The organism is Streptomyces sp. NPDC006332 (genome assembly GCF_040612855.1).
Lineage (GTDB): Bacteria > Actinomycetota > Actinomycetes > Streptomycetales > Streptomycetaceae > Streptomyces.
In genome coordinates this window covers 75809-99239 of the sequence record NZ_JBEXRA010000002.1, presented here as the reverse complement: position 1 = coordinate 99239, position 23431 = coordinate 75809, and the positions used below count along the sequence as shown (strand labels likewise).

23 protein-coding genes are annotated in these 23431 nt (G+C 69.1%); 10 read left to right on the top strand and 13 right to left on the bottom strand.

All coding sequences use genetic code 11. The features are described from left to right. Window positions 1-24 precede the first annotated feature (24 nt). From ABZ027_RS02625 to ABZ027_RS02610, 4 genes are all read right to left on the bottom strand, one after another. The gene (locus ABZ027_RS02625) at window positions 25-2187 is read right to left on the bottom strand and encodes a HEAT repeat domain-containing protein (RefSeq protein ID WP_356763609.1); all 2163 of its coding nucleotides are present in this window, start codon (window positions 2185-2187) and stop codon (window positions 25-27) included. After that, window positions 2184-2918 (bottom strand): hypothetical protein, encoded by a 735-nt coding sequence (locus ABZ027_RS02620; protein ID WP_356763607.1) that lies wholly within the window; start codon window positions 2916-2918, stop codon window positions 2184-2186. Before ABZ027_RS02620 ends, ABZ027_RS02625 begins: the two co-directional genes overlap by 4 nt. Window positions 2919-3087: 169 nt before the next feature. Beyond that, window positions 3088-3597, bottom strand: coding sequence for a hypothetical protein (locus ABZ027_RS02615; protein ID WP_356763605.1), 510 nt, complete (start codon window positions 3595-3597; stop codon window positions 3088-3090). Window positions 3598-3683: 86 nt separating this feature from the next. Beyond that, window positions 3684-5279 carry a Na+/H+ antiporter gene (locus ABZ027_RS02610; protein WP_356763603.1) on the bottom strand — a complete coding sequence of 532 codons (1596 nt, stop codon included), beginning with the start codon at window positions 5277-5279 and terminating at the stop codon, window positions 3684-3686. 86 nt (window positions 5280-5365) lie between these two features. Here ABZ027_RS02610 and ABZ027_RS02605 point away from each other — a divergent pair, with 86 nt between their 5' ends. From ABZ027_RS02605 to ABZ027_RS02595, 3 genes are all read left to right on the top strand, one after another. Then, window positions 5366-5626 (top strand): UBP-type zinc finger domain-containing protein, encoded by a 261-nt coding sequence (locus tag ABZ027_RS02605; protein WP_356763601.1) that lies wholly within the window; start codon window positions 5366-5368, stop codon window positions 5624-5626. Between the two features lie 263 nt (window positions 5627-5889). Then, complete coding sequence (locus tag ABZ027_RS02600; protein ID WP_019058277.1) at window positions 5890-6303, top strand: anti-sigma regulatory factor; 414 nt, start codon at window positions 5890-5892, stop codon at window positions 6301-6303. 17 nt (window positions 6304-6320) lie between these two features. After that, window positions 6321-7418 carry an RNA polymerase sigma factor SigF gene (locus tag ABZ027_RS02595; RefSeq protein ID WP_356763599.1) on the top strand — a complete coding sequence of 366 codons (1098 nt, stop codon included), beginning with the start codon at window positions 6321-6323 and terminating at the stop codon, window positions 7416-7418. A gap of 56 nt (window positions 7419-7474) precedes the next feature. Here the strand turns inward: ABZ027_RS02595 and ABZ027_RS02590 are convergent, their stop codons facing one another. Then, window positions 7475-7936 carry a hypothetical protein gene (locus ABZ027_RS02590; protein ID WP_356763597.1) on the bottom strand — a complete coding sequence of 154 codons (462 nt, stop codon included), beginning with the start codon at window positions 7934-7936 and terminating at the stop codon, window positions 7475-7477. Between the two features lie 116 nt (window positions 7937-8052). On the opposite strand from ABZ027_RS02590, the gene ABZ027_RS02585 reads away from it, so the two are divergent. Both ABZ027_RS02585 and ABZ027_RS02580 read left to right on the top strand, forming a co-directional pair. Next, window positions 8053-9021 (top strand): diacylglycerol kinase family protein, encoded by a 969-nt coding sequence (locus ABZ027_RS02585; RefSeq protein ID WP_356763595.1) that lies wholly within the window; start codon window positions 8053-8055, stop codon window positions 9019-9021. 319 nt (window positions 9022-9340) lie between these two features. Continuing rightward, on the top strand, window positions 9341-9598 hold the full coding sequence (locus ABZ027_RS02580) for a WhiB family transcriptional regulator (protein WP_006380970.1): 258 nt from the start codon (window positions 9341-9343) through the stop codon (window positions 9596-9598). 223 nt (window positions 9599-9821) lie between these two features. Here ABZ027_RS02580 and ABZ027_RS02575 read toward each other — a convergent pair whose 3' ends face one another. After that, window positions 9822-11288 carry a PAS domain-containing sensor histidine kinase gene (locus ABZ027_RS02575; RefSeq protein WP_356763966.1) on the bottom strand — a complete coding sequence of 489 codons (1467 nt, stop codon included), beginning with the start codon at window positions 11286-11288 and terminating at the stop codon, window positions 9822-9824. A gap of 460 nt (window positions 11289-11748) precedes the next feature. Further along, window positions 11749-12381 carry a TetR/AcrR family transcriptional regulator gene (locus ABZ027_RS02570; protein ID WP_356763593.1) on the bottom strand — a complete coding sequence of 211 codons (633 nt, stop codon included), beginning with the start codon at window positions 12379-12381 and terminating at the stop codon, window positions 11749-11751. Window positions 12382-12477: 96 nt separating this feature from the next. Between ABZ027_RS02570 and ABZ027_RS02565 the strand changes: the two genes are divergently transcribed. Beyond that, window positions 12478-13230, top strand: a complete 753-nt coding sequence (locus tag ABZ027_RS02565; protein ID WP_356763591.1) for an SDR family oxidoreductase — start codon at window positions 12478-12480, stop codon at window positions 13228-13230. Window positions 13231-13400: 170 nt separating this feature from the next. Next, on the top strand, window positions 13401-14186 hold the full coding sequence (gene nagB, locus ABZ027_RS02560) for a glucosamine-6-phosphate deaminase (RefSeq protein WP_356763589.1): 786 nt from the start codon (window positions 13401-13403) through the stop codon (window positions 14184-14186). A 124-nt stretch (window positions 14187-14310) separates the two neighbouring features. On the opposite strand, the gene ABZ027_RS02555 is transcribed toward nagB, so the two are convergent. From ABZ027_RS02555 to ABZ027_RS02530, 6 genes are all read right to left on the bottom strand, one after another. Further along, window positions 14311-14844 carry a hypothetical protein gene (locus ABZ027_RS02555; RefSeq protein WP_356763588.1) on the bottom strand — a complete coding sequence of 178 codons (534 nt, stop codon included), beginning with the start codon at window positions 14842-14844 and terminating at the stop codon, window positions 14311-14313. Then, window positions 14841-15089, bottom strand: a complete 249-nt coding sequence (locus ABZ027_RS02550; protein WP_356763586.1) for a helix-turn-helix transcriptional regulator — start codon at window positions 15087-15089, stop codon at window positions 14841-14843. The genes ABZ027_RS02555 and ABZ027_RS02550 overlap by 4 nt, the downstream gene beginning before the upstream one ends. Window positions 15090-15191: 102 nt before the next feature. After that, a complete protein-coding gene (locus ABZ027_RS02545; RefSeq protein ID WP_356763584.1) occupies window positions 15192-16913 on the bottom strand; it encodes a glycoside hydrolase family 3 protein in 1722 nt (573 codons plus the stop codon). A 9-nt stretch (window positions 16914-16922) separates the two neighbouring features. After that, window positions 16923-17777: a carbohydrate ABC transporter permease gene (locus ABZ027_RS02540; protein ID WP_356763582.1), complete on the bottom strand. Its 855-nt coding sequence runs from the start codon at window positions 17775-17777 to the stop codon at window positions 16923-16925. Further along, window positions 17774-18757, bottom strand: coding sequence for a sugar ABC transporter permease (locus ABZ027_RS02535; RefSeq protein ID WP_356763580.1), 984 nt, complete (start codon window positions 18755-18757; stop codon window positions 17774-17776). Before ABZ027_RS02535 ends, ABZ027_RS02540 begins: the two co-directional genes overlap by 4 nt. A 127-nt stretch (window positions 18758-18884) precedes the next feature. Next, the gene (locus tag ABZ027_RS02530) at window positions 18885-20171 is read right to left on the bottom strand and encodes an extracellular solute-binding protein (protein WP_356763578.1); all 1287 of its coding nucleotides are present in this window, start codon (window positions 20169-20171) and stop codon (window positions 18885-18887) included. A 370-nt stretch (window positions 20172-20541) separates the two neighbouring features. Here ABZ027_RS02530 and ABZ027_RS02525 point away from each other — a divergent pair, with 370 nt between their 5' ends. The 3 genes from ABZ027_RS02525 to mctP all read left to right on the top strand — a co-directional run bounded on the left by ABZ027_RS02525 (window position 20542) and on the right by mctP (window position 23396). Next, the gene (locus ABZ027_RS02525; protein WP_356763576.1) at window positions 20542-21306 is read left to right on the top strand and encodes a GntR family transcriptional regulator; all 765 of its coding nucleotides are present in this window, start codon (window positions 20542-20544) and stop codon (window positions 21304-21306) included. A gap of 201 nt (window positions 21307-21507) precedes the next feature. Beyond that, on the top strand, window positions 21508-21771 hold the full coding sequence (locus ABZ027_RS02520; protein WP_356763574.1) for a DUF3311 domain-containing protein: 264 nt from the start codon (window positions 21508-21510) through the stop codon (window positions 21769-21771). Continuing rightward, window positions 21768-23396 carry a monocarboxylate uptake permease MctP gene (gene mctP / locus ABZ027_RS02515; protein ID WP_356763572.1) on the top strand — a complete coding sequence of 543 codons (1629 nt, stop codon included), beginning with the start codon at window positions 21768-21770 and terminating at the stop codon, window positions 23394-23396. Before ABZ027_RS02520 ends, mctP begins: the two co-directional genes overlap by 4 nt. Window positions 23397-23431: the final 35 nt, after the last annotated feature.

Sequence of the window (23431 nt, the reverse complement as noted above, 5' to 3'; positions counted from 1 at the left end):
TCCTGTCGTTCGTGTCGTTGCCGCTCAGCGCAGCGCGTCCAGCTCCTCGAGGGCCAGTTGCGCGGTGTAGGACGGTGTGGACGGCCCTTGGGCGAGCCGCTGCAGGTAATGGTCGAGCCGACGGAAGTCGCTGTCGTTCACGATCAGTTCGTCGATGAGGTCGAGCAGGGCCTCGCGGCACTCGCCGTTGCGGTCGGCCTGCCGGATCCAGGACTCCAGGACGTCGAGCGCATCCCTGGCCGTGGCGTGGTGCGCGAGGGCGGACCGCCAGAGGTCGACGACGTCATCCTCGACCTCCGCGCCGCCGCTCGGGCCCTGGGGACGATCATGGTCCGAGCCGCTCCGTCCGAACAGCCACAGGACCGTGGGCCAGTTCACCGCGTCCGGTCTGCCGTCCGCGCCATGCAGGCGGCAGACCCGTAGGAACGCGGCGAGAAGCTGACCGCGGGAGGGATCGTCGGCGCCGTCGAGCCAGGTGCCCATCGCCTCCAGGACGAGCGTGGAAGGCCCGCTGGTGAACGCGGCTGACAGCCCCACCCTTGTCGACCAGGCCACGCCCACGTCCTTGGTGTCCAGCAACTCGCCGAGCCCCTGGATACCGACGACCGGCTCCACGGGACTCACCGCGAGTCCCCAGGCGAGCGCGGCGGTCATGCGCCGGTACCGGTTGGGGGCCGCGCCCCAGGACTCCACCAGGCCCAGAGCGTGACCGGCGACGGCGGGGTCGCGCACCGCGACGGAGAGCGCGATGGCCGCGGCCACCCGGTCGCGGCCATCGGGCGAGAGGGACCACGGCTGGAGCACCTCCTCCGCGATCTCGACGAAGCTCAGCAGGGACAGCCGGCCCACGCACACCGCCGCGCGCCGCCGGACCGCCGCGTCGGGGTCGTGCACGAGGTCGGAGAGCCAACGCAGCAACTCGAAGCCGTCGTAATCCAGCCACATGGCGTCGATCAGCGCCGGTGCCAGACCCCGCGCGGAGAAGTCCACGACCTCCGCCGGACTGCTGCCGTAGCGGGTGTGCACCGTCCCGGTGGCGGTGACGGCGCGTACCGCTTCGAGCCGTTGTCTGCGGGTGACGGCGAGGAAGGGGCGCGGACGGGCTCCGTCGTGTGCCATCGCCTCGTGGACGACATCGGCCAGCCGGTTCTCCAGGCGGGTGACCGTGGCGTACGGGAACCCGCCGAAGAACGCCACGGCGAGTGCCAGTTCCCGGGGCAGCTCCGGGTTCTTGAGCAGGTCCGCCGCGTCCTGTTTGAGGCGTACGGCGACCTGCGCCATACACTCGGCCACGGTTACCGATCCGTCGGCGGTCCGCGCCAGTTCGCGGGCGGTCCGTGCGATCTCCTTCGGCGTCGGACTGGTCGCGAGCCACCTGGTCACCTCCTCGTGGCCGAGCAGGGTCTCCGCGTGCGAGCGTCGCTGTGCGGGCAGCCGGTGCCGCAGGTGACTGCCCAGCAGACGCGCGCCGTCCGGACGTGCGTCCACCGACACGGTCCACACCGCCGTGTCCGTCGGCGCGGGCGAGTCGTCGTCGACCGTCAGCACCAGGAAGGCGTCCCGGTCGGTGAGGATCTGCGACAGCTTGGACAGGGTGAAGCCGCTCAGGGGGCGGTCCGTCCGCGCCGGCCCGGTCTCCAGGACGTAGGCGCACCCGGCGGCCAGGTCCTGCGCGACGAGGGCGTCCGGATCGGTGCCCGGGTGGAGGAGGCGGCATTGTCCGTCGGGCGGCGCGAGGGTGACGGCCACGGCCGTGGCGAGAAAACGCAGGCCGCTGTGGCGGGGTCCTCGCAGCACCAGGACACGGTGGCGGCGCAGCGTGCCCTCCGCCTCCTGAGCGCAGGACGGACGCACGTAGACCTGCTCCATCTCCATCAGCTCGGCGTCCGTGAGGCGGTACCAGCTGGGGCGGCGGGCGGGGCGCCCGGCCATGTTGAGGATGAACTGGTCGCCGCCCACGATCGACTCGGCCCGCACCCGGCGTCGGAAGGTCATCGACCCGGCGCCGTCGAAGCGGCCCACGTCGTTGTCCAGGTCGGAGCGCAGCCGGTGCATCTCCCCCGGCTCGAACTCTTCCTCGTCGGCACCGGACACCTGGTCGCCGGTCACGCCCGGCCCGCCACTCGCGGGATCGTCGTCCTTCAGGTCGGTCGCGTCGGCGAGGTCCGGGGACTCCGGTGGACTCACCGAATGTTCCACTGCTTGCCGCTGACCACGTTCTTGGCCCGCACCTGCCCGTTGAAGGTGATACCCGGCCAGGGACGCTCGTCGGAGGATGCGGAGGCACCGCCGTCGCGGCTGGGCGCCTGGTCGGCCTGTCGCGTCTGCGAAGGCTCGGGTTTCGGTGCGGGCCGCGAGGTGCGGGCGGCCGGAGTCAGCCAGGTGGCCACCTTCAGTCCACCCTTGACGGTCAGCTCGCCGGGCGTGAAGGCGTCCGGGTCGAGTTCGCCGTGCCCGTGCCGGACAGCGCCGTACCAGATGCTCTCCGACACCGCGAGCACGTACGGCGCGCCGTTCTCGACGAGCTCGGAACGCAGCCGCTCCGCGTCCAGCATCCCGTGCAGCAGGTTGACGTCCGCTCCGTCGGCGTCGCCCCCGTCGGGGGTGGGCACGAGGTATCCGCCGTGCACGACCAGCCGCAGTACGAGCTGAAGCGCCTCGGACGACTGCTTGTTGTGGCGCCGCAGCAGGCCGGGGAGCCGGCCGGTGACCGCTTCCACCACGGGGACCGGAGAGACACCGGGACGGAAGTCGTACCGACCGCCGTCGCCGCGGCTGCGGAGCGCGTACGAGTCCTGGTCGACGCCCTGCTGGCCCAGCGCCTCGGCGATCAGCCTGGTCTGTGCGGCGCGCAGCGTCGGCAGGACGCTGTCGTCACGGGAAGGCCGGGACGAACCCTGGATGTCGAGGCCGAGCATGACGTGATGAACAGGAAAAACACCGGAAGTGGTCAAGCTGCTCGTCCCCCAAGGTCAAGCACCCCAGAACGCCCCGCCCTTGATGGATGAGGCGGCGGATGCGGCACCTCGACGGGGAGAAACCAGAGATTAGCCAGGAAACCGTGCGTCGAGCCAATGGATCATCAGATCATGCCCAAATGATGACAATCAGTAGCGACAGCAGGGTTCCGCCCGCTACCATCGCCCACGCCAACGCGACCCGGAAGGTGACGTACTTCCGCTCGGCGATCACCGCGAGGTCGACCGCGTGCTGCCACGCCTCGGCCCGCGCCCGCCTGCTTTCCCCGCCCGTTTCCGGAGCCGGCTCCGGGTCGCCGGTCCGCCGCGCGAGCGACGGCCAGCCGTACCGTGTCGGCAGGCCCGCCGTCGACTTCGGGGCCAGCGTGCGGAGGATGAACCAGCCCGACATCGCCACCGAGACCATCACCAGATGCGCCAGCACCAGGATCAGGGCTTCCCGGACCGTGTGCGGCGGAGCCATCGTCCGCAGCGGGGCCGCCTGGGTCAGGAGCCCGGCGACCAGGACCCCCAGGCTCGCGGCCAGCAGGCCCGCCTTGGTGTCGGCCGCGACGATCCACGCGCTCACCTGGTTGATGGCGAGCGTGGCGTCCGCCCCCGGCTCACACGCGTCCCCCATCAGGCCCCCCGCCCCCGTCCTGCATACCGGGATCACCGCGTACGGGGATCACCGCCATGACCACATTAGGGGGAAACGACCCTTCTTCACACCGCTTCCCGGTAAGCCGCCGCCTCCTCCAGGTCCAGCCTGCGCAGCAGCGTTCGCAGCATCTCGTCGTCGATGTGGCGGGCGTCGCGAAGCTTGACGAAGACCTCGCGTTCGGCGCCGATCATCTCCCGGGACAGGCGCCGGTAGGCGTCGTCGACGGTCTCACCGGTGAGCGGGTTGACCTGGCCGAGGCGTTCCCAGACCGCGTTGCGGCGCCGCTCCAGGACCGAGCGCAGACGGTCGGCCAGTGGCCCCGGAAGGACGTTGCGCTCGTCGGAGAGGAGGTCGGCCAGGCGTCGCTCCGCGGCCCGGGAGGCCTGCGCCTGGGCGTTTGCCTCCGCGAGGGTCTCGGCCTGCGCGTCCCGGCCGGGGAGCTTCAGGAGACGGACCAGGGAGGGCAGGGTGAGGCCCTGGAGGACCAGGGTCCCGATCACCGTGGTGAAGGTCAGGAAGAGGATGAGGTTGCGCTCGGGGAAGGGGCCGCCGCCGTGCACGGTCAGCGGGATCGAGAAGGCGATGGCCAGGGAGACCACGCCCCGCATGCCCGCCCAGGCTATGACGAACGGCGCCTTCCAGGTCGGGTTGTCCTCACGTTCCCGGATGCGCGCCCACAGCCTGCGGGGCAGGAAGGTCGCCGGATACACCCATACGAAACGGGAGACGACCACCACGAGGAACACGGCGATCGCGTACCAGGCGGCACGACCCCCCTCGTACTCGCCCAGACCCTTGAGGATCACCGGCAGTTGCAGGCCGATCAGGGCGAACACCGCGGACTCCAGGACGAAGGCGACCATCTTCCAGACGGCCTCCTCCTGGAGACGGGTCGCGAAGTCGACCTCCCAGGCGCGATGTCCGAGATAGAGCGCCACGGTCACGACCGCGAGGACACCGGAGGCGTGCACCTGCTCGGCGGCCGCGTACGCGACGAACGGGATCAGCAGGGAAAGGGTGTTCTGCAGCAGCGCCTCCTTCAGGTGGGTGCGCAGCCAGTGGATCGGCACCATGAGCACCAGCCCGAAGCCGACGCCGCCGACCGCCGCGAGCAGGAACTCGCCGATCCCGCCGGCCCAGGTGGTGCCCTCGCCGACCGCCGCCGCCAGGGCCACCCGGTAGGCCGTGATCGCGGTGGCGTCGTTCACCAGCGACTCGCCCTGCAGGATCGTGGTGATCCGGGACGGCAGCCCAACCCGGCGGGCGACCGCCGTGGCCGCGACGGCATCCGGCGGCGCCACCACCGCGCCCAGCACCAGAGCCGCGGTCAGCGGCAGATCCGGCACGATCATGTATGCGGCCCAGCCGACGGCGAAGGTCGCGAAGAGGACGTACCCCACGGACAGCAGCGCCACCGGCCGCAGCTGCGCGCGCAGGTCCAGGTAGGAACTGTCGGCGGCCGACGTGTACAGCAGCGGGGGCAGCACGAGGGGCAGGACGACATGCGGGTCGAGAGTGTACCCGGGGACTCCGGGGACATAGCTGACCGCCAGCCCGGCCGCGACCAGCAGCAGCGGCGCCGGAACCGGGGTACGCCGAGCCGCCGCCGCGACCACGGCACTGCCCGCCACCAGCAACAGCAGTGGCATCACGTCCATGCTTCCCGCCCACCCTCATCCGTCGTCGGGTGCCCGCCCGCGCCTTTTCGCGCGGCCGTCCGCACGACCGTCGTAACCTGGCAATCATGAAACAGTGCACGCATGCCGACGAGCTGCCGCACCCCGAACCCGAGCCGCTGAGCGACACCTGTACGGAGTGCCAGGCGACCGGCACCCATCCGGTGCAGCTGCGACTGTGCCTGACCTGCGGCCACGTCGGCTGCTGCGACTCCTCGCCGGGCCGGCACGCGACGGAGCACCACAAGGACGCCGGACATCCGATCATGCGGACGTTCGAGCCCGGTGAGGCATGGCGGTGGTGCTTCGTCGACCACGTCCTCGTATGACCCCCGGCCCCACCCCCGATCAGGACGGTTCGACCGTCTGACGTCTGGGTACGTCAACCCGGCGCGCGCTCTTCCCAATTGGGCCCGCAGACCCCCTAGCCACGGAGCGTATCCGTGTGTTTACTATGAGTGACAGCAAGGGGCTGGGGTCACGGGGACAGGAAAGTTCAGAGCGCGGTAGCGTCACCGCAGAACCATGTATCGCGTTATCCCGGGGGGCGACCCTCGGCCCCTGTAAAGCTTGTACCACCTTGGAGGTGAGGGTGTCCCAGATCGCAGGCGAGCCCGCGACCCAGGACTTCGTCGAAGTCCGGCTGCCGGCCGCGGGTGCCTACCTGTCGGTGCTGCGTACGGCCACGGCCGGTCTCGCGGCCCGTTTGGACTTCACCCTCGACGAGATCGAGGACCTGCGCATCGCGGTGGACGAGGCGTGCGCGATCCTGCTCCAGCAGGCCGTGCCCGGCTCAGTCCTCAGCTGTGTGTTCCGCCTTGTCGACGACTCGTTGGAGGTCACCGTCTCGGCGCCGACCACCGACGGTCACGCCCCCGCGCGGGACACCTTCGCGTGGACCGTGCTGTCGGCCCTCGCCGGCAAGGTCTCCTCGGCCGTCGACGAGGACAAGACCGTTTCGATCAGCCTCTACAAACAGCGCGGCGCGGGACCCGGGCCGGCGTGAGGAACGGGGACGGGCCGGTGCGGGACGAAGAGCGCGGCACACGGGAGCAGCCCGCCGCCACGGGCACGGGCGGTCCGAGCACATCCCGACGCATGGCGGACGGCATCGACGGCATCCCCGAGCAGGCCCGGCCACACCCGGAGGACGACTCCTCGGAGGCGGGCCTCCTGGAGGACGGGCAGCATGACGGGGAAGGTGCCGTGCAGAGCACGCCTGCGGACGGACGGATCGAGGTCACCCCTGTCCGAGCCGAGGCGAGGGCTCGGGGAAGGGCGACGGGCGGGACGATGAGCGAGCACCAGCGAAACTCCGAGGACGACGCGAAGGTCGCGCAGCGGGTGCAGGCCACCCGGCACGACCATCAGGACCGCAGCGGGGCGCGCGCCAGGTTCGTCGAACTGCGCGGCCTGAAGGAGGGCAGCCCGGAGTACGCGGAGCTGCGCAACCAGCTGGTCCGTATGCACCTGCCGCTCGTCGAGCACCTCGCGCGCCGCTTCCGCAACCGCGGTGAGCCGCTGGACGACCTCACCCAGGTCGCCACCATCGGCCTGATCAAGTCGGTGGACCGTTTCGACCCGGACCGCGGCGTCGAGTTCTCGACGTACGCGACACCGACGGTCGTCGGAGAGATCAAGCGGCACTTCCGCGACAAGGGCTGGGCGGTGCGAGTACCGCGCAGGCTCCAGGAGCTGCGGCTGGCCCTGACCACGGCCACGGCTGAGTTGTCCCAGCAGCACGGCCGCTCCCCGACGGTGCACGAGCTGGCCGAGAAGCTGGCCATCTCGGAGGAGGAGGTCCTGGAGGGGCTGGAGTCCGCCAACGCGTACTCCACGCTGTCCCTGGACGTCCCCGACACCGACGACGAGTCTCCTGCGGTCGCGGACACCCTGGGCGCGGAGGACGAGGCGCTGGAGGGCGTCGAGTACCGCGAGTCCCTCAAGCCGCTGCTGGAGGACCTGCCCCCGCGCGAGAAGCGGATCCTGTTGCTGCGCTTCTTCGGCAACATGACCCAGTCCCAGATCGCGCAGGAGGTCGGCATCTCGCAGATGCACGTCTCGCGGTTGCTGGCCCGCACACTGGCCCAGCTGCGGGAGAAGCTGCTGGTGGAGGAGTAGTCGGCCGCCGGTCGGGGCGACGGGTCGTCGCCGGGCCCGCCACTCCCCCGGACCGGTTACTTGCCGGGTTCCTGCCTACGACCCGGCCCCTTGATCCCGAGGGCCTGGGTCGTTGCGGCGTTCACCAGCAGCACCAGCGCCGCGATCGCGACCACTGCGAGCGCGATCCCCGCCGGGATGGCCACACTGTCCGCCTGGAGCAGGTTGTAGGCAACCGGCAAGGCCATGATCTGCGTGATCACGGCAGGCCCCCGGCTCCAGCCGCGCCGACCGAGGAGCCCGCGCGCGGCGAGCAGCGGCAACAGCGCGAGCACGATCAGAGTGATGCCCCCGGTGACCGCCGACCGCCGATCGTCCGGGTCCCCCGCGAAGCCCTCCACGAGCATCCAGGCGCCACCGACGACCAGGGCCAGCCCCTCCAGCGCGGTCAGCGCCGCCGCGGCGACCAGCCGACCGGGACGGGGACCCTCCGGACCGGCGGATTCCGCTTCGGACGTGGGGTTCTGCTCAGCGCTCACCCCTGAAGAGTAGCTCTCGGCCCGTACGGCCTCGTGGCGAGGTTCACGGCCCGAAGCCTTACTTGATCCCTACCTCGCCCTGTGCCCGGTACCACCCAGTAGGTACGCTGCAACCCATGCGTGCACTTCTCGTGGTCAATCCGGCGGCAACCACCACAAGCGCACGTACGCGCGATGTCCTGATCCACGCGCTCGCGAGCGAGATGAAGCTGGACGCGGTCACCACCGAGTACCGCGGCCACGCACGCGACTTGGCCCGGCACGCCGCGGAGAGCTCGGACGTCGACCTGGTCGTAGCCCTCGGCGGCGACGGCACGGTCAACGAGGTCGTCAACGGCCTCCTGCACGCGGGGCCGGACCCACAGCGCCTGCCCGGTCTCGCGGTGGTCCCCGGTGGATCCACGAACGTGTTCGCCCGCGCCCTGGGCCTGCCCAACGACGCCGTGGAGGCCACCGGCGCCCTGCTGGACGCCCTGAGCGAGGGCAGTGAACGCACCGTGGGCCTGGGGCTGACCTCGGGCACCCCGGGCACGGAGGACGAGGCAATACCGGCGCGCTGGTTCACTTTCAACGCGGGGCTCGGATTCGATGCCGGCGTCGTCGGGCGAGTCGAACAGCAGCGTGAGCGTGGCAGGAAATCCACCCACGCCCTTTATGTGCGCCAGGCCATGCGTCAGTTCTTCGGCGAGGCGCACCGCCGCCAGGGAACCATCACGCTGGAGCGTTCGGGTGCGGACCCGGTGACCGATCTGGTGCTGTCCATAGTGTCAAACACCTCTCCGTGGACCTTCCTGGGTAATCACCCGATGTACGCCTCACCTAAGGCCTCGTTCGATAAAGGCCTCGACGTACTCGGTCTCAGCCGTATGACGGCACCCGCGGTTGCCCGGTATGGCACCCAGTTGCTCACTTCGTCCCCCGAGCGTGGACCCCATGGCAAGCACGCGGTCTCCCTCCACGACATGGACCAGTTCACCTTGCATTCGAAGGTGCCGCTCCCCCTTCAGATGGACGGCGACCACCTAGGGCTCCGTACGAGCGTGACGTTCACAGGCGTTCGCCGTGCACTGCGTGTGATTGTGTGAGCAGAAAGGGCTGAAGTCCTTTCACTCGAACGTTTAGGCCAGGGTCCACCCCATGGAAGTACGGCTGTGACCTAGTCGACACCGAGGAATCAAAAAAAACTTTCCGGTAGGGGTTGTATCCGCCGCTGAGGTTTGCGAGTCTCTACGTGGCGATCGGGACGGCCCGCAACACCAGCCTCCACTGATCACCAGAACCCCTCTTCAAACCACAGGACCACGTCGGCGAAGCCGGCGGTCGGCCCTTCACTTGTTGAGGGATTCGTGAAAGCGTTCACATTCACAAGCAACCCGCACGTAATACCAAGGAGAGGTAGCAGCCATGGACTGGCGTCACAACGCCGTTTGCCGCGAGGAAGACCCCGAGCTCTTCTTCCCCATCGGCAACACCGGTCCTGCGCTGCTGCAGATCGAGGAAGCCAAGGCCGTCTGCCGCCGCTGCCCCGTCATGGAGCAGTGCCTGCAGTGGGCGCTCGAGTCCGGCCAGGACTCCGGCGTCTGGGGTGGTCTCAGCGAGGACGAGCGCCGCGCCATGAAGCGCCGCGCCGCCCGCAACCGGGCCCGTCAGGCAACCGCCTGACACACCCGCCCCGCGACAGCCTGGCTTGGCGGCGCGTACAGCGAGTACGCATCTCCCGCTCCCGAGCCGCAGCGCGCAGTACCCCCGATGCGCAGCGAATGCTGGCAACGAGCATGATGAGCCCCGGACCCCTGAACGGTCCGGGGCTCTTTGCTGTGCGCATGGGCCCCGCCGCGGTGACCGGCCCCGCTGTACTCACGGGGTCTTGCGCGTCCCTACGGCGTCACTTGTTCGCCCGCACCGGGATGTCCAGGATCACCCGGGTTCCCCGCCCCGGCGCCGGGACCATGTCGAAGGTGCCGCCCAACTCGCCCTCCACCAGCGTCCGTACGATCTGCAGGCCGAGGTTGCCTGCGGTGTGCGGGTCGAAGGCCTCGGGCAGGCCGACACCGTCGTCCTGGACGGTGACCAGCAGTCGGGCCTCCTTGGCGGTGCCGCCGCGGACGGCCGAGACCTCGACGGTGCCGGTCTCCCCCTCGACGAAGCCGTGTTCCAGGGCGTTCTGGAGGATCTCGGTCAGGACCATCGACAGGGGGGTGGCGACCTCCGCGTCCAGGATGCCGAAGCGGCCGGTGCGCCGACCGGTCACCTTGCCCGGGGAGATCTCGGCCACCATCGCGAGGACCCGGTCGGCGATCTCGTCGAACTCCACGCGCTCGTCCAGGTTCTGGGACAGCGTCTCGTGCACGATCGCGATCGAACCGACCCGGCGTACCGCCTCCTCGAGGGCTTCGCGGCCACGGTCGGACTCGATCCGCCGGGCCTGGAGCCGCAGCAGGGCGGCCACCGTCTGGAGGTTGTTCTTCACCCGGTGGTGGATCTCCCGGATGGTCGCGTCCTTGGTGATCAACTCACGCTCGCGGCGGCGCAGTTCGGTGACATCGCGGAGCAGGACCAGAGAACCGATGCGCGTGCCCTTGGGCTTGAGCGGGATCGCACGGAACTGGATCACACCATCGTCGGACTCGATCTCGAACTCCCGTGGCGCCCAGCCGCTGGCCACCTTGGCGAGCGCCTCGTCCACCGGTCCATGGGTCGGGGCGAGTTCGGCGGTGGTCTTGCCGAGGTGCTGACCGACCAGGTCGGAGGCGAGCCCGAGGCGATGGTAGGCGGACAGCGCGTTCGGCGAGGCGTACTGGACGAGACCGTCCGCGTCGAGGCGGATCAGGCCGTCACCCACGCGGGGCGAGGCGTCCATGTCGACCTGCTGGTTCGCGAACGGGAAGGCGCCGGCCGCGATCATCTGCGCGAGGTCCGAGGCGCTCTGGAGATACGTCAGCTCCAGACGGCTCGGGGTACGCACGGTCAGGAGGTTGGTGTTACGTGCGATGACCCCGAGGACGCGCCCTTCCCGTCGCACCGGGATGGACTCGATCCGGACGGGGACCTCTTCGCGCCACTCCGGATCGCCCTCGCGCACGATCCTGCCCTCGTCGAGGGCGAGGTCCAGCATCGGTCGACGCCCACGCGGGACGAGGTGGCCGACCATGTCGTCCTGGTACGAGGTCGGGCCGGTGTTGGGGCGCATCTGGGCGACCGAGACGTAGCGCGTGCCGTCGCGGGTGGGGACCCACAGGACCAGGTCGGCGAAGGAGAGGTCGGAGAGCAGCTGCCACTCCGAGACCAGCAGGTGGAGCCACTCGAGGTCGGAGTCGTCGAGGGCCGTGTGCTGGCGTACGAGTTCGTTCATGGAGGGCACGTGTGCGAGCGTACCTGGCGGTACGGACATGTCCGGAAGCAGCCGCCGCAGGCCCCGGAAACACCCGCGGGCCGCGGCGCCTGAGAGGGACCCTCAACCCTCCCGGCACCGCAGCCCGGAGCAATATCGGCCGTGGGGTGTGCGGTCCCGGTCGGCCGAAGGACGAGGATCCGGGGCAGTCAGGGCAGAGAGCTCCGGTTCCTCGGTCCCGTCCTCCTGTGCGGGGAGGACGGAAGTCTGTTCGTTTTCAGTTGTCTCTACGCATTGTGGACTAGACCACTACGTGTGTCCATGCGTTGGAGGCTGTTTGTTGTTGGGACTTTTCCGCCGCATTCGCACCAGCGGAACCGGCCGGACGTCACTGGCCGGACATCACTGGCCGGATGCGCTCCGTCGGACGAGACCTGGTCGGACGTCCCGGCAACCACCACGCAGCCTAACGCGCGACGGTTCAGGTGTGAGGCCAGATGGCCATGGCAATTTCCACCAGCGCCTCCAACTCGGCCCGGCTCGCGCCGTCGCGCGCCTGCTGGGACATGCCCTGGATCATCGCGCCGGTGTGCCGGGCGAGGGCGGCGGCGTCCGTACCGGCCGGCAGGGCGCCGGCGGCGATGTCGGCCCTGACGCGGCTCTCGAACGCGGCGATGTTGGCATTGCGCCGCTCACGCAGGGAGTCCTCCACCTCGCGGGTCGTGCAGTTGATCGCCGCGTGGATGACGAGGCAACCGAACGGATGGGCGGGGTCCGTGTACTCGGCGGCGGCCTCGCGCAGGGTGCGCTCGACGGCGGCACGGGCCGTGGGCTCCTCGGCGAGAGCGCGGTCACCGAACGAGCCGTACCTGGTGCCGTACTCCCGGACGACCTCCTCGAACAGTGAGCGCTTGTCGCCGAAGGCCGCGTAGAGGCTCGGGGCGCCGATGTCCATCACGCGGGTGAGGTCGGAGACGGAGGTGGCCTCGTAACCGTGCTCCCAGAAGGCCAGGAGCGCCTTCTCCAGCGCGGTCTCGCGATCGAAGGAGCGGGGGCGGCCACGCGGCTTCGACGCCTGTCCGACCTGCGGCTTCGTGTCCTCGCTGCGCACCATGGAGTGAATTGTATAGCGGGTGCTAGAGAAATGATCGACGCGTGCTGTACGGTTTTTCTGTAGCGACCGCTAGGGAAATACGAAGGGGGCGCCGAGATGGGCGTGCTTGCTGGCAGGACAGCTCTGGTCACCGGGGCGAGCAGGGGCATCGGGCGGGGGATCGCCGAGCGGCTGGGGCGCGAGGGCGCCCGGGTGGCGGTGCACTACGGCAGGAACGAGACGGCGGCGAAGGAGACGGTCGACACCATCGAGGCTGCGGGCGGCTCGGCCTTCACCATCGGGGCCGAACTGGGACTACCGGGTGACACGGAGGCCCTGTGGCAGGAGTTCGACCGGCACGCGGACGGGCTGGACATCCTGGTGAACAACGCCGGCATCGGGAACACCCCACCCATCGAGGAGATCGGGGAAGAGGAGTACGACCGGGTCTTCGCGGTCAATGTGAAGGCGCCGTTCTTCCTCGTCAAGCACGGCATGAGCCGCCTGCGCGACGGCGGGCGGGTCATCAATGTCTCGTCGGGACTCTCCCGGACCGCGGTGATGCCGAACAACATGGCGTACGCGATGACCAAGGGCGCGCTGGACGTGCTCTCCCGTGATCTGTCCAAGGTGCTGGGCCCCCGGAACATCACGGTGAACTCGGTGGCGCCGGGGATCATCGCAACCGACAACACCTATGAGTTGCTGCACAGGAGCGAGGACGCCTGGGCGGAGGCGGCGGCGATATCGGCGCTGGGCAGGGTGGGCGAGGCGACCGACGTCGCGGAGGTGGTGGCCTTCCTGGCATCGGACGGGGGCAGGTGGGTCACGGGCAGCTGGGTGGATGCGACGGGCGGTTCACTGACCTAGCCGGCACGGGATTCCACGGGGCACGGCTCCCTGATGCGGGCTCCGCGGGCCCGGGTCCGCCACCCTGGGCCGGAGGGGCGGACTCTGTTAGATTGGTCTAAACCACACACTCCCGGTTCCCCCGTCGAGTCCCCTCTGTTCAGACCGTCTCTTCAGATCGGCAGGCCAGCGTGGAAGTTGTCATCGTCCCGGACGCCAAGGCGGGTGGCGAGCTCATCGCCGAGGCCATGGCACGGCTGCTCCGGAGCAAGCCCGCCGCCCTGCTCGGCGTGGCCACCGGTTCGACACCGCTGCCCATCTACGAGGCACTCGCGGCAAAGGCCCGCTCCGGCACCGTGGACGCCTCGCGGGCCCGGATCGCGCAGCTCGACGAGTACGTGGGGCTGCCCGCCGAGCATCCGGAGTCGTACCGGTCGGTGCTGCGGCGCGAGGTGCTGGAGCCGCTCGGGATAGGGATGGGCGCGTTCATGGGGCCCGACGGCACCGCGGAGGACGTGCAGGGGGCGTGCGAGGCGTACGACAGGGAGCTGACCGAGGCCGGCGGGGTGGACCTGCAACTGCTGGGGATCGGGACCGACGGTCACATCGGGTTCAACGAACCGTGCTCGTCGCTGGCTTCCCGGACCCGGATCAAAACGCTGACCGAGCAGACACGAGTGGACAACGCGCGCTTCTTCGACGGCGATATCGAGCAGGTGCCGCACCACGTGATCACCCAGGGCATCGGAACGATCCTGGAGGCGCGACACCTGGTACTCCTCGCGACCGGCGAGGGCAAGGCGGACGCGGTCGCGGCGACCGTGGAGGGGCCGGTCGCCGCGGTGTGCCCCGCCTCGGCACTCCAGCTCCATCCGCACGCCACGGTCGTGGTCGACGACGCCGCGGCGTCCAAGCTGAAACTGGCGGGGTACTTCCGGCACACGTTCGCCAACAAGCCTGACTGGCAGGGGATTTAGGCGGATCGGGGGTTGGGCCGGAGTCCAACACCTGACATCACCGGCCCTCGGCTCCCGGCTCCCTCAGGCGGTGGGCTCTGCGGCCATTGGGCTTTGCGCCGGTGGACTTTGAGGCCATTGGGCTTCAGGGCGCCGCGTGAATCTCGTCCTCCGTCGCGTCGTCCTGAGCGGTCAGGCCGGCCACCCACAGCGGCATCAGCCAGTGGACGACGAGGACGGCAATGAGGACGGTCGCCGCATAGGCCCTGGCTGCGTCGCCCTCGGCGGCATCCGCCGCGAGGAGGCCTGCGACGGCCAGGGCCAGCAGCAGGGTGGTGATCCGGTGGGACCGGGCCATGACCCGGCTGCGTTCGACCGACTGCCGCTCGTCCAGTGCACGTTCGCGCAGTTCCAGCAACCCACGTGTGGCGCCATTGAGGGCCCCCGTCGCGACCATCCACGGCAGCATCAGCACGGCCATCACAACGACGGCCCACATCTGCTGCGCTTTCGCGAGACAGAAGTGGATCATCAGTCCCCCGATGGCCGCGGTGAGCGTGACATGTGCGGCGACCGCCAGGCGTCGGCGGAGCGCCGTGGCGTACAGCGGCCGCCCTCTTGGGTCGTTCATCAGCCGCAGCATGCTCCGGTCGTAGCGGGTCATGCGAGTCGTCGTCATGGCTGTTTCCTCCCGTAGACCTCATCCGTGAGCGGCCGGAACGGTTCGAGGGAGAACAGCGCCTCCACCGGCAGTCCGAAGAACTTCGCGATCTTCAGAGCCAGGTCGAGGCTCGGGTTGTACTGCCCCCGCTCGATGTAGCCGATGGTCTGGTAATGCGCCCCGACGGCCTCGGCAAGACGCTGGCGCGACACCTTCCGCTCGGCGCGCACCACCGCCAACCTGTTGTGCACCTGCTCGCTCATGTATAAGAAGTACTACATTCGAGGGGAGGGCTGCAACGCCGAATGACACCGCGTTCCGTACTGCGCCGGTCAGCCACGCGACCGCGGAACCGCCTACGTCACCTATTCGGTGCTACATCCCTCTACGCCCGGCTCTACTCCTGCGACGACCTCCGCCGCTGCTCGGCCGCAGACGCGGGCCGCCCCATGGGTGGCGATGTGGAGGGAGCCCCGGGGGGCGGCCTGAGGCAGACCCATCTCGACGACGATCGTGTCGGGGCGGGCGGCCAGCAGGGTGTCGAGGGCCGCGGCCATCCAGGGATGACGGTGTTCGTCTCGGACGACGGCCACGATGCGGCGTCCGTCCGCCGCCTCCAGGGCGGCCGGGCCGGCGTGCTCGTTGGTGAAGATGCCCGTCTCCGTGCCGGGGAACAGACGGACCAGCTCCGCGGCCACGCCCCAGGGGGTCTCGTGGCCCACTGCGATGTTGGCCATCGGGGTGAGCGCGGCGACGTACGGGGGCTCGGTGAGCGGGGTGAACTTCTCAGCGCCGGTGAGGCGCAGGGCGCGGCGGGCAGCGCGGAGACCGACGTCGTCGACGGCGGCCTTCGCGGAGACCGGGGAAGCCGGCGAAGAGGGGGAAGCAGGGGAAGCAGGGAGGACCGGAGAGCCTTGCGAGGTAGTAGAGGAGGTCGGCGAGGCTTGGGGCGTCGAGGAGGTCGGGGAAGCCGGGGAGGCCGAAGGGGAGGGGAAAGTCGGCGAGACCGGGGAGGTGCCGAAGGGTTGGGGGGACGGCGCGATCCGCGAGGTCTCCTTCTCGTCCCCCCGTCCGCTCGTCGAGGCCGTCCAGCGGGCCAAGGCCCGGACGCGGTCCGCGGCGTCCGCCAGTCGTTCCTCGGGGAGTTCGCCGGAGCGGACGGCGGTGACGAGGGCGTCGCGGAGGCGGCGTACCGTCTCGTCGTCGGCCAGGCCGCCGCCCACGCAGATGGCGTCGGCGCCGGACGCGAGGGCGAGGACGCTGCCGCGTTCGATGCCGTAGGTGCCGGCGATGGCCTGCATCTCCATGCCGTCGGTGACGATGAGGCCGTCGTAGCCGAGTTCGCCGCGCAGCAGGTCGGTGAGGACCCGGCGGGACAGGGTGGCGGGACGTTCCGGGTCCAGGGCCGGGACCAGGATGTGAGCGGTCATCACCGCTCGGGTACCGGCGGCGATCGCCGCGCGGAACGGGGCGAGTTCACGATCGTGCAGCACGGGGGTGTCCGCGTCGATACGGGGCAGCGCGTGGTGGGAGTCGATCGCCGTGTCGCCGTGGCCGGGGAAGTGCTTGGTGCAGGCGGCGACTCCGGCGGCCTGGAGGCCGGTGACATAGGCGGCGGTGTGCCGGGCGACCAGGTCGGGGGCGGCGCCGAAGGAGCGCACGCCGATCACCGGGTTGCCCGGGTTCGAGTTCACGTCGGCCGAGGGCGCCCAGTTGAAGTTCACGCCGCAGGCCGCGAGGCGACGGCCGAGTTCGAACGCCACCTCCCGGGTCAGTTCCACGTCGTCCACCGCGCCCAGCGCGTGGTTGCCGGGGAAGCTGGAGCCCGTGCGCACCTCCAGGCGGGTCACGTCTCCGCCCTCCTCGTCGATCGCGACCAGTACGTCGTCACGTTCGGCGCGCAACTGCGCGGTGAGCGCCGCCAGTTGGTCGGGCGAGTCGATGTTGCGGCCGAACAGGCCGACCGAGGCCAGGCCCTCGCCGAGGCGGCGCAGCAGCCAGTCGGGGGCTGTGGTGCCCGTGAAGCCGGGCTGGAGGACGGTGAGGGCGTCTCGCGTCAGGGTGTCGGTACCGGCGAATGTCGTCATCGGTTGGGGTTATCCCTTCACGGCACCCGCGGTCAGACCCGCGGCCATCTTGCGCTGAACGAGGAGGAAGAGGACCACGATCGGCACGGCCATCATGGTGGATCCGGCCATCATCGGGGCGTATTCGGTGCCGTGCTTGGTGGTGAAGTTGCCGAGCCAGACGGTCGCGGTCTGGTTCTTCTGGCTGAGCAGCATGAGTGCGTACAGGTACTCGTTCCAGGCCTGGATGAAGCCGTAGACCGAGGTGGCGACCATGCCGGGGGCCAGGAGGGGGAAGACGACGCGAATGAAGGCGCCGGTGCGGGAGCAGCCGTCGACCATCGCCGCCTCCTCCAGTTCCCGGGGGATGTTGACGATGAAGCCGCGCAGCGTCCACACCGTGAAGGGGAGGATGAAGGTCAGGTAGGTGATGATCAGACCGGAGAGCTTGTCGTACTGGTCCAGGTCGTTGAGCAGCAGGAACACCGGGATGATCATGGCAACGAGCGGGATCATCTGGACCGCGAGGATGCCCACGATCACGATCTTGCGTCCGCGGAAGGCGAACCGGGAGATGGCGAGCGCGGCCAGCATGCCGACGACCATGCCGATCACGACCACGGTGAGCGACACGATCAGGCTGCGGCCGACAGGGCCCCAGAAGTCCGCGATGTCGAGCGCGCGGCTGAAGTTGGACAGGGTCAGCCCCGTCGGCAGCAGGCTCGGGTCCGGGTCGATGGCGTCCTTGGCCGGCTTGAACGCCGTGTTCAGCATCCAGTAGACGGGGAAGCCCGCGGTGACGAAGACGAGGAGGCCGAGAAGGTTCCAGCCGGCCTTCGACTTCCGGCGCACGGGAGTCGGCCCGCCAGTCGTCAGCGTGCTCATTCGACCTCTCCGATCTTCAGCATCTGTCGCATGTAGACGGCGACGACACCGAGCAGCAACAGCACGGTGAGCAGGGCGATCGCCGAGCCCTGGGCGTAGTCGTTGACCACGAAGGCGCGATCGTACGAATAGGTGGTGAGAAGTTGGAACTCGGGCTCCGGGTGGCCGTTGCGCATCACGAAGACCTGCGGGAAGACGCCCATGTCCCAGATGACCGAGAGGGTCGTGAGCATCACGACGATCGGTTTGAGGATGGGCAGGGTGACATGGCGGAAGACGCCCCAGGCGTCCGCGCCGTCCAGCCGGGCCGCCTCCTCCAGTTCCTTCGGGACCTGGGTGAGACCCGCGCTCAACGTGATCACCACGAAGGGGATGGCTCCCCAGACCACCAGCAGCATGATCACGGCCAGGCCCTGCGGCCCGCTGGCGAACCAGTTGTGGCCGATCATCTCCACCCCGGGCAGCTTGCTCAGCAGCGCGTTGAGGATGCCGTAGTCAGCGTCGAACAGCCATTTGAAGACCGTGGTGGCGACGATGATCGGCATGCCCCAGCTGGCCACCAGCGCGATGTTGACCAGCGTCTTCACCCAGCCGGAGACCCGCTGGAGCAGCAGGGCGATCAGCATGCCGGCGACCATGGTGAAGATCACGCTGCCGGCCGCGAAGACGATCGTCCGGACGACGACCGCCCAGAACTCGCCGTCCCCCAGCACCTCGGCGAAGTTGTCGAACCCGACCGACTCGGCCGGCTGGAAGCCCCACAGCTGGGACTGCCCGAACTTCTGGAAGGAGATGGTGACCAAACGGACCAGCGGATAGCCGAGGACCAATGCCAGGATCAGCAGGCAGGGCGCGAGCAGCAGCCAGGGGGTGCCCGACCCACCGGAACTCCGCCCGCGGGGTGACGTGTTCGCCTCGGTCGGCGGTGGCGGTGCCTGCCGCGGCGGCGCCTTGGCGGGGGTGGTCGTGTCGGCGCTCATCCGTGCTCTCCTCAGCGGTCCCTCAGGTCGTACGAAGGCGAAGTCCCGCACGCTCACGTGCGGACCAGGCCCGCGGAGCCGTACGAGAGGCGGGGCCCCGCCGTTGGTGACGGGGCCCTACCGGTGGTCACTTGACGTTGATGACCTTGTCGATCGCGGTGTCCGCTTCCTTCGCGGCGGCCTCGACCGACTTCTTGCCCGTGCCGATCTCCTGCAGCATGTTCTGCAGGATCTGGGCCTTCTCGACCTGGCCCCAGCCCGGTGCCATCGGGACGAACCAGTTGGACTCGGCCGCGGTGGCCGGAACCGCCGTGGCCGGGTCCTTCTTGAGCGTGGCGAGGTCGGTCTTGTTGTTGGGCAGGTTGCCCTTGGCGATCAGGCCCTTCTGGCCCGAGGGACCGGTGAACGCGTTGATCCACTCGGCGGCGAGGGCCTGCGCCTTCGACTTCACCGGAACGGCGAGGTCCGAACCGCCCAGGAAGACGGGGAGGTTCTTGCCGGACGGGCCGGGCATCACGAAGTTCTGGAGGTTGCCCTTGAGCTTGCCGGTCTTGTCGTTCTTCGGGTCCTCGGAGGTCGCGCCCTCCCAGGCCGCGCCGAAGATCATGCCGGACTTGCCCTGACCGTAGACGATGTAGCGGTCGGACTCGTCCTTGGTCTTGTCGCCGTGCATGTACTTGTCGACGACGTTCTTGAACTCGGTGAGGCCCTTGACGGACTCGGGCGAGGAGAGGTTGGCCTTCCACTGGCCGCCCGAGTCGACCGCGATGGAACCGCCGGCGTCGTAGACGAAGGACATGGCCGCGTACCAGTCACGGGTGGGCTGGTACCAGGCGCTGAACTTGTCGCCCTCCTTCTTCTGGACCTTGTCCAGGGCGGCGGTCAGCTCGGCGTACGTCTTGGGGACGGACTTGACGCCCGCCGAGGCGAACAGGTCCTTGCGCCAGTTGGCGACGCGGCCGCCGGCGTAGTAGGGGACGCCGTACGTCTTGCCGTCGTAGGTCACCGAGGCCTTGAGGCCGTCCAGCCAGCCGGAGGAGTTGGTGAACTTCGCCGGGTCGAGGGGGGCGAAGGCGCCCTTGACCATGTAGCCGAGCATCTCGGTGTTGCCCATCTCGACGACGTCGGGGGCCTTGTCGGTGGCGAGGACCGCGTCAAGCTTGGTGTTCTTGTCGGGCCAGCCGTAGTACTCGTGGTTGATCTTGATGCCGGGGTGCGCCTTCGTGACCGCGGCGTCGGCGGCCTTGACCAGCTGGGGCCAGTTGTTCTGCGCGTCGACGGTGAGCCAGACGGTCAGCTCCTTGGCGTCCGCGCCGCTCTTGTCCGAGCCACCGCTGCCGCTGTCGTCCCCGCACGCCGCGATGGAGACCATCATGCCCGCGATACCGATCGCGGCTATCAGCTTGCGCTTCACGCCACCCTCCTCAGGGATGCCACAAACCCCCCTGCTCCCACGTAGCCCATGGGCCAGGACCTGGACCAGTGGTGTAGACCAGTGGGCAGAGCTTGGCTCAGACCAATAAGGCTGTCAAGGGTGCGCGAGTCGGCTCTCACCAGCCGTTATGCGACCTACATATGCAGGAACCTTTAAGTAAGAAGCCCTCAAAAATCGCCGCCCCGATCGGGCGAATCGGGTAGACCACTTCACGCACCCCACGAGCCTGTGCGGTGGACTAGACCAGCGGGGTCCGTGGAGGTATACAGAAGGGATCACGCAGCGTGCGGAGAAAGTGCGCGCGCGGCCGTGTCACGATGTGCGCCACCAGGAGCCGGGAAGGCAGAACATGAGCACCGACGTCAGCAGTGCGGAGAACGAGGGTGGGGCTACCGTCCGTACCGCGCGCGTGCCCAAGTACTACCGCCTGAAGAAGCATCTGCTCGACATGACCCAGACGCAGTCGCCCGGCACACCCGTGCCTCCCGAGCGCACCCTGGCCGCCGAGTTCGACACCTCGCGCACCACCGTGCGCCAGGCCCTTCAGGAACTGGTCGTCGAAGGGCGCCTGGAGCGCATCCAGGGCAAGGGCACGTTCGTCGCCAAGCCGAAGGTCTCGCAGGCGCTCCAACTCACCTCGTACACCGAGGACATGCGCGCCCAGGGCCTCGAACCCACCTCCCAACTGCTGGACATCGGCTACATCACCGCCGACGACCGGCTCGCCGGTCTCCTCGACATCACGGCCGGCGGACGGGTGCTGCGCATCGAGCGCCTGCGCATGGCCAACGGCGAGCCGATGGCCATCGAGACGACCCACCTGAGCGCGAAGCGTTTCCCGGCCCTGCGCAGGTCACTGGTCAAGTACACGTCCCTCTACACCGCGCTCGCCGAGGTGTACGACGTCCATCTCGCCGAGGCCGAGGAGACCATCGAGACCTCGCTGGCCACCCCGCGCGAGGCAGGCCTGCTCGGCACCGACGTGGGCCTGCCCATGCTGATGCTGTCCCGGCACTCGCTGGACGGGACGAGTCAGCCGGTGGAGTGGGTGCGGTCCGTCTACCGCGGGGACCGCTACAAGTTCGTGGCGCGTCTGAAGCGCCCGCAGGACTGACGCCACGGCGGGAGGACACGCGGCGAAACCCAACCACCCCTGGCCGGCAGCCATTACGGACGCCCGCTGTTGACGGCTTACACGGAACCGACACATACCGGTATGCGGACGAGGGGTTCCATATCTGCGACACCGTGACCTAGATTGCCTGCGCATTACACAGGTGATCACAGGTGCTCAGCGAGGGGACGGAGTCGCCCGATGTCGAACGATCCGGAAGTGAGCAGAACGGTGGTGACACCCACACGGGTCGTCATCGCCCTCTGCCTCGTCGCGCCCTTCGTGGCGATGCTGTGGGTGGGGTCGTACGCCAAGACTGACCCCGCCTTCATCGGCATCCCGTTCTTCTACTGGTACCAGATGGCGTGGGTGCTGATCTCCACCGCGCTGACGGTGACCGCCTACAAGCTGTGGCAGCGTGACCAGCGCGCCCGCTCGACTCAGCAGGGCGGTGCGTCGAAGTGAACGACGGCGTGAACGGCGTCGCACTCGCCGTCTTCATCTTCTTCTTCCTGGCCGTCACGGTGATGGGCTTCCTCGCCGCACGCTGGCGCAGGGCCGACGACGAGCACAGCCTCGACGAGTGGGGCCTGGGCGGACGCTCCTTCGGCACCTGGATCACCTGGTTCCTGCTCGGCGGTGACCTGTACACGGCGTACACCTTCGTGGCCGTCCCGGCGGCGATCTACGCGGCGGGCGCGGCGGGCTTCTTCGCGGTGCCCTACACGATCCTGGTGTATCCGCTGATCTTCACCTTCCTGCCCCGCCTGTGGTCGGTGTCCCACAAGCACGGATACGTGACCACGTCGGACTTCGTGCGCGGTCGCTTCGGCTCGAAGGGGCTCTCGCTGGCGGTGGCCGTGACCGGCATCCTCGCCACGATGCCGTACATCGCGCTCCAGTTGGTCGGCATCCAGGCGGTGCTGGACGTGATGGGCGTCGGTGGCGGCGAGAACACCAACTGGTTCGTCAAGGACCTGCCGCTGCTGATCGCGTTCGGTGTGCTGGCGGCGTACACGTACTCGTCGGGGCTGCGTGCCCCCGCCCTCATCGCCTTCGTCAAGGACACGCTGATCTACATCGTCATCGCGGTGGCGATCATCTACATCCCGATCAAGCTGGGCGGCTTCGACGACATCTTCGCCAAGGCCGGTGACGCCTTCGCGCAGACGAACCCGGCGACGGGTAAACCGCGCGGCGCCCTGGCCCCGGCCGAGGCCGGCCAGTGGACGTACGCCACGCTCGCGTTGGGCTCCGCGCTGGCGCTCTTCATGTACCCGCACTCGATCACGGCGACGCTGTCCTCGCGCAGCCGTGAGGTGATCCGCCGCAACACCACGATCCTGCCGCTGTACTCGCTGATGCTGGGCCTGCTCGCCCTGCTGGGCTTCATGGCGATCGCGGCCGGGATCAAGGTCACCAACGGCCAGTTGGCGATCCCCCAGCTCTTCGAGGACATGTTCCCGGACTGGTTCGCGGGCGTGGCCTTCGCGGCGATCGGCATCGGCGCACTGGTCCCGGCGGCGATCATGTCGATCGCGGCGGCGAACCTCTTCACCCGCAACATCTACAAGGACTTCATCAAGCCGGACGCGACACCGAAGGAGGAGACGCGGGTCTCCAAGCTGGTCTCGCTGCTGGTGAAGGTGGGCGCTCTGGCCTTCGTCCTGACCATGGACAAGACGGTCGCCATCAACTTCCAGCTCCTCGGCGGCATCTGGATCCTGCAGACCTTCCCGGCGCTGGTCGGCGGCCTGTTCACCCGCTGGTTCCACCGCTGGGCGCTGCTCGCCGGCTGGGCGGTCGGCATGGTGTACGGGACGGTCGCCGCGTACGGGGTCGCCTCGCCGACGCAGAAGCACTTCGGCGGCTCGGCCAAGGAGATCCCCGGCATCGGGGAGATCGGCTACATCGGCCTGACGGCGTTCGTCCTGAACGTCGTCGTCACGGTGGTCCTCACCTTCGTCCTGAAGGCCCTCAAGGCCCCGGACGGCATCGACGAGACCTCCCCGCAGGACTACACGGCCGACGCCGGCGACCCGGGCGTCGAGACGGAACTGCCGCCGGCGACCTCGGGCGCGACCCACTAGCCGGGCCCAAGGCGTACGGAACCGCGCCGAGTCAC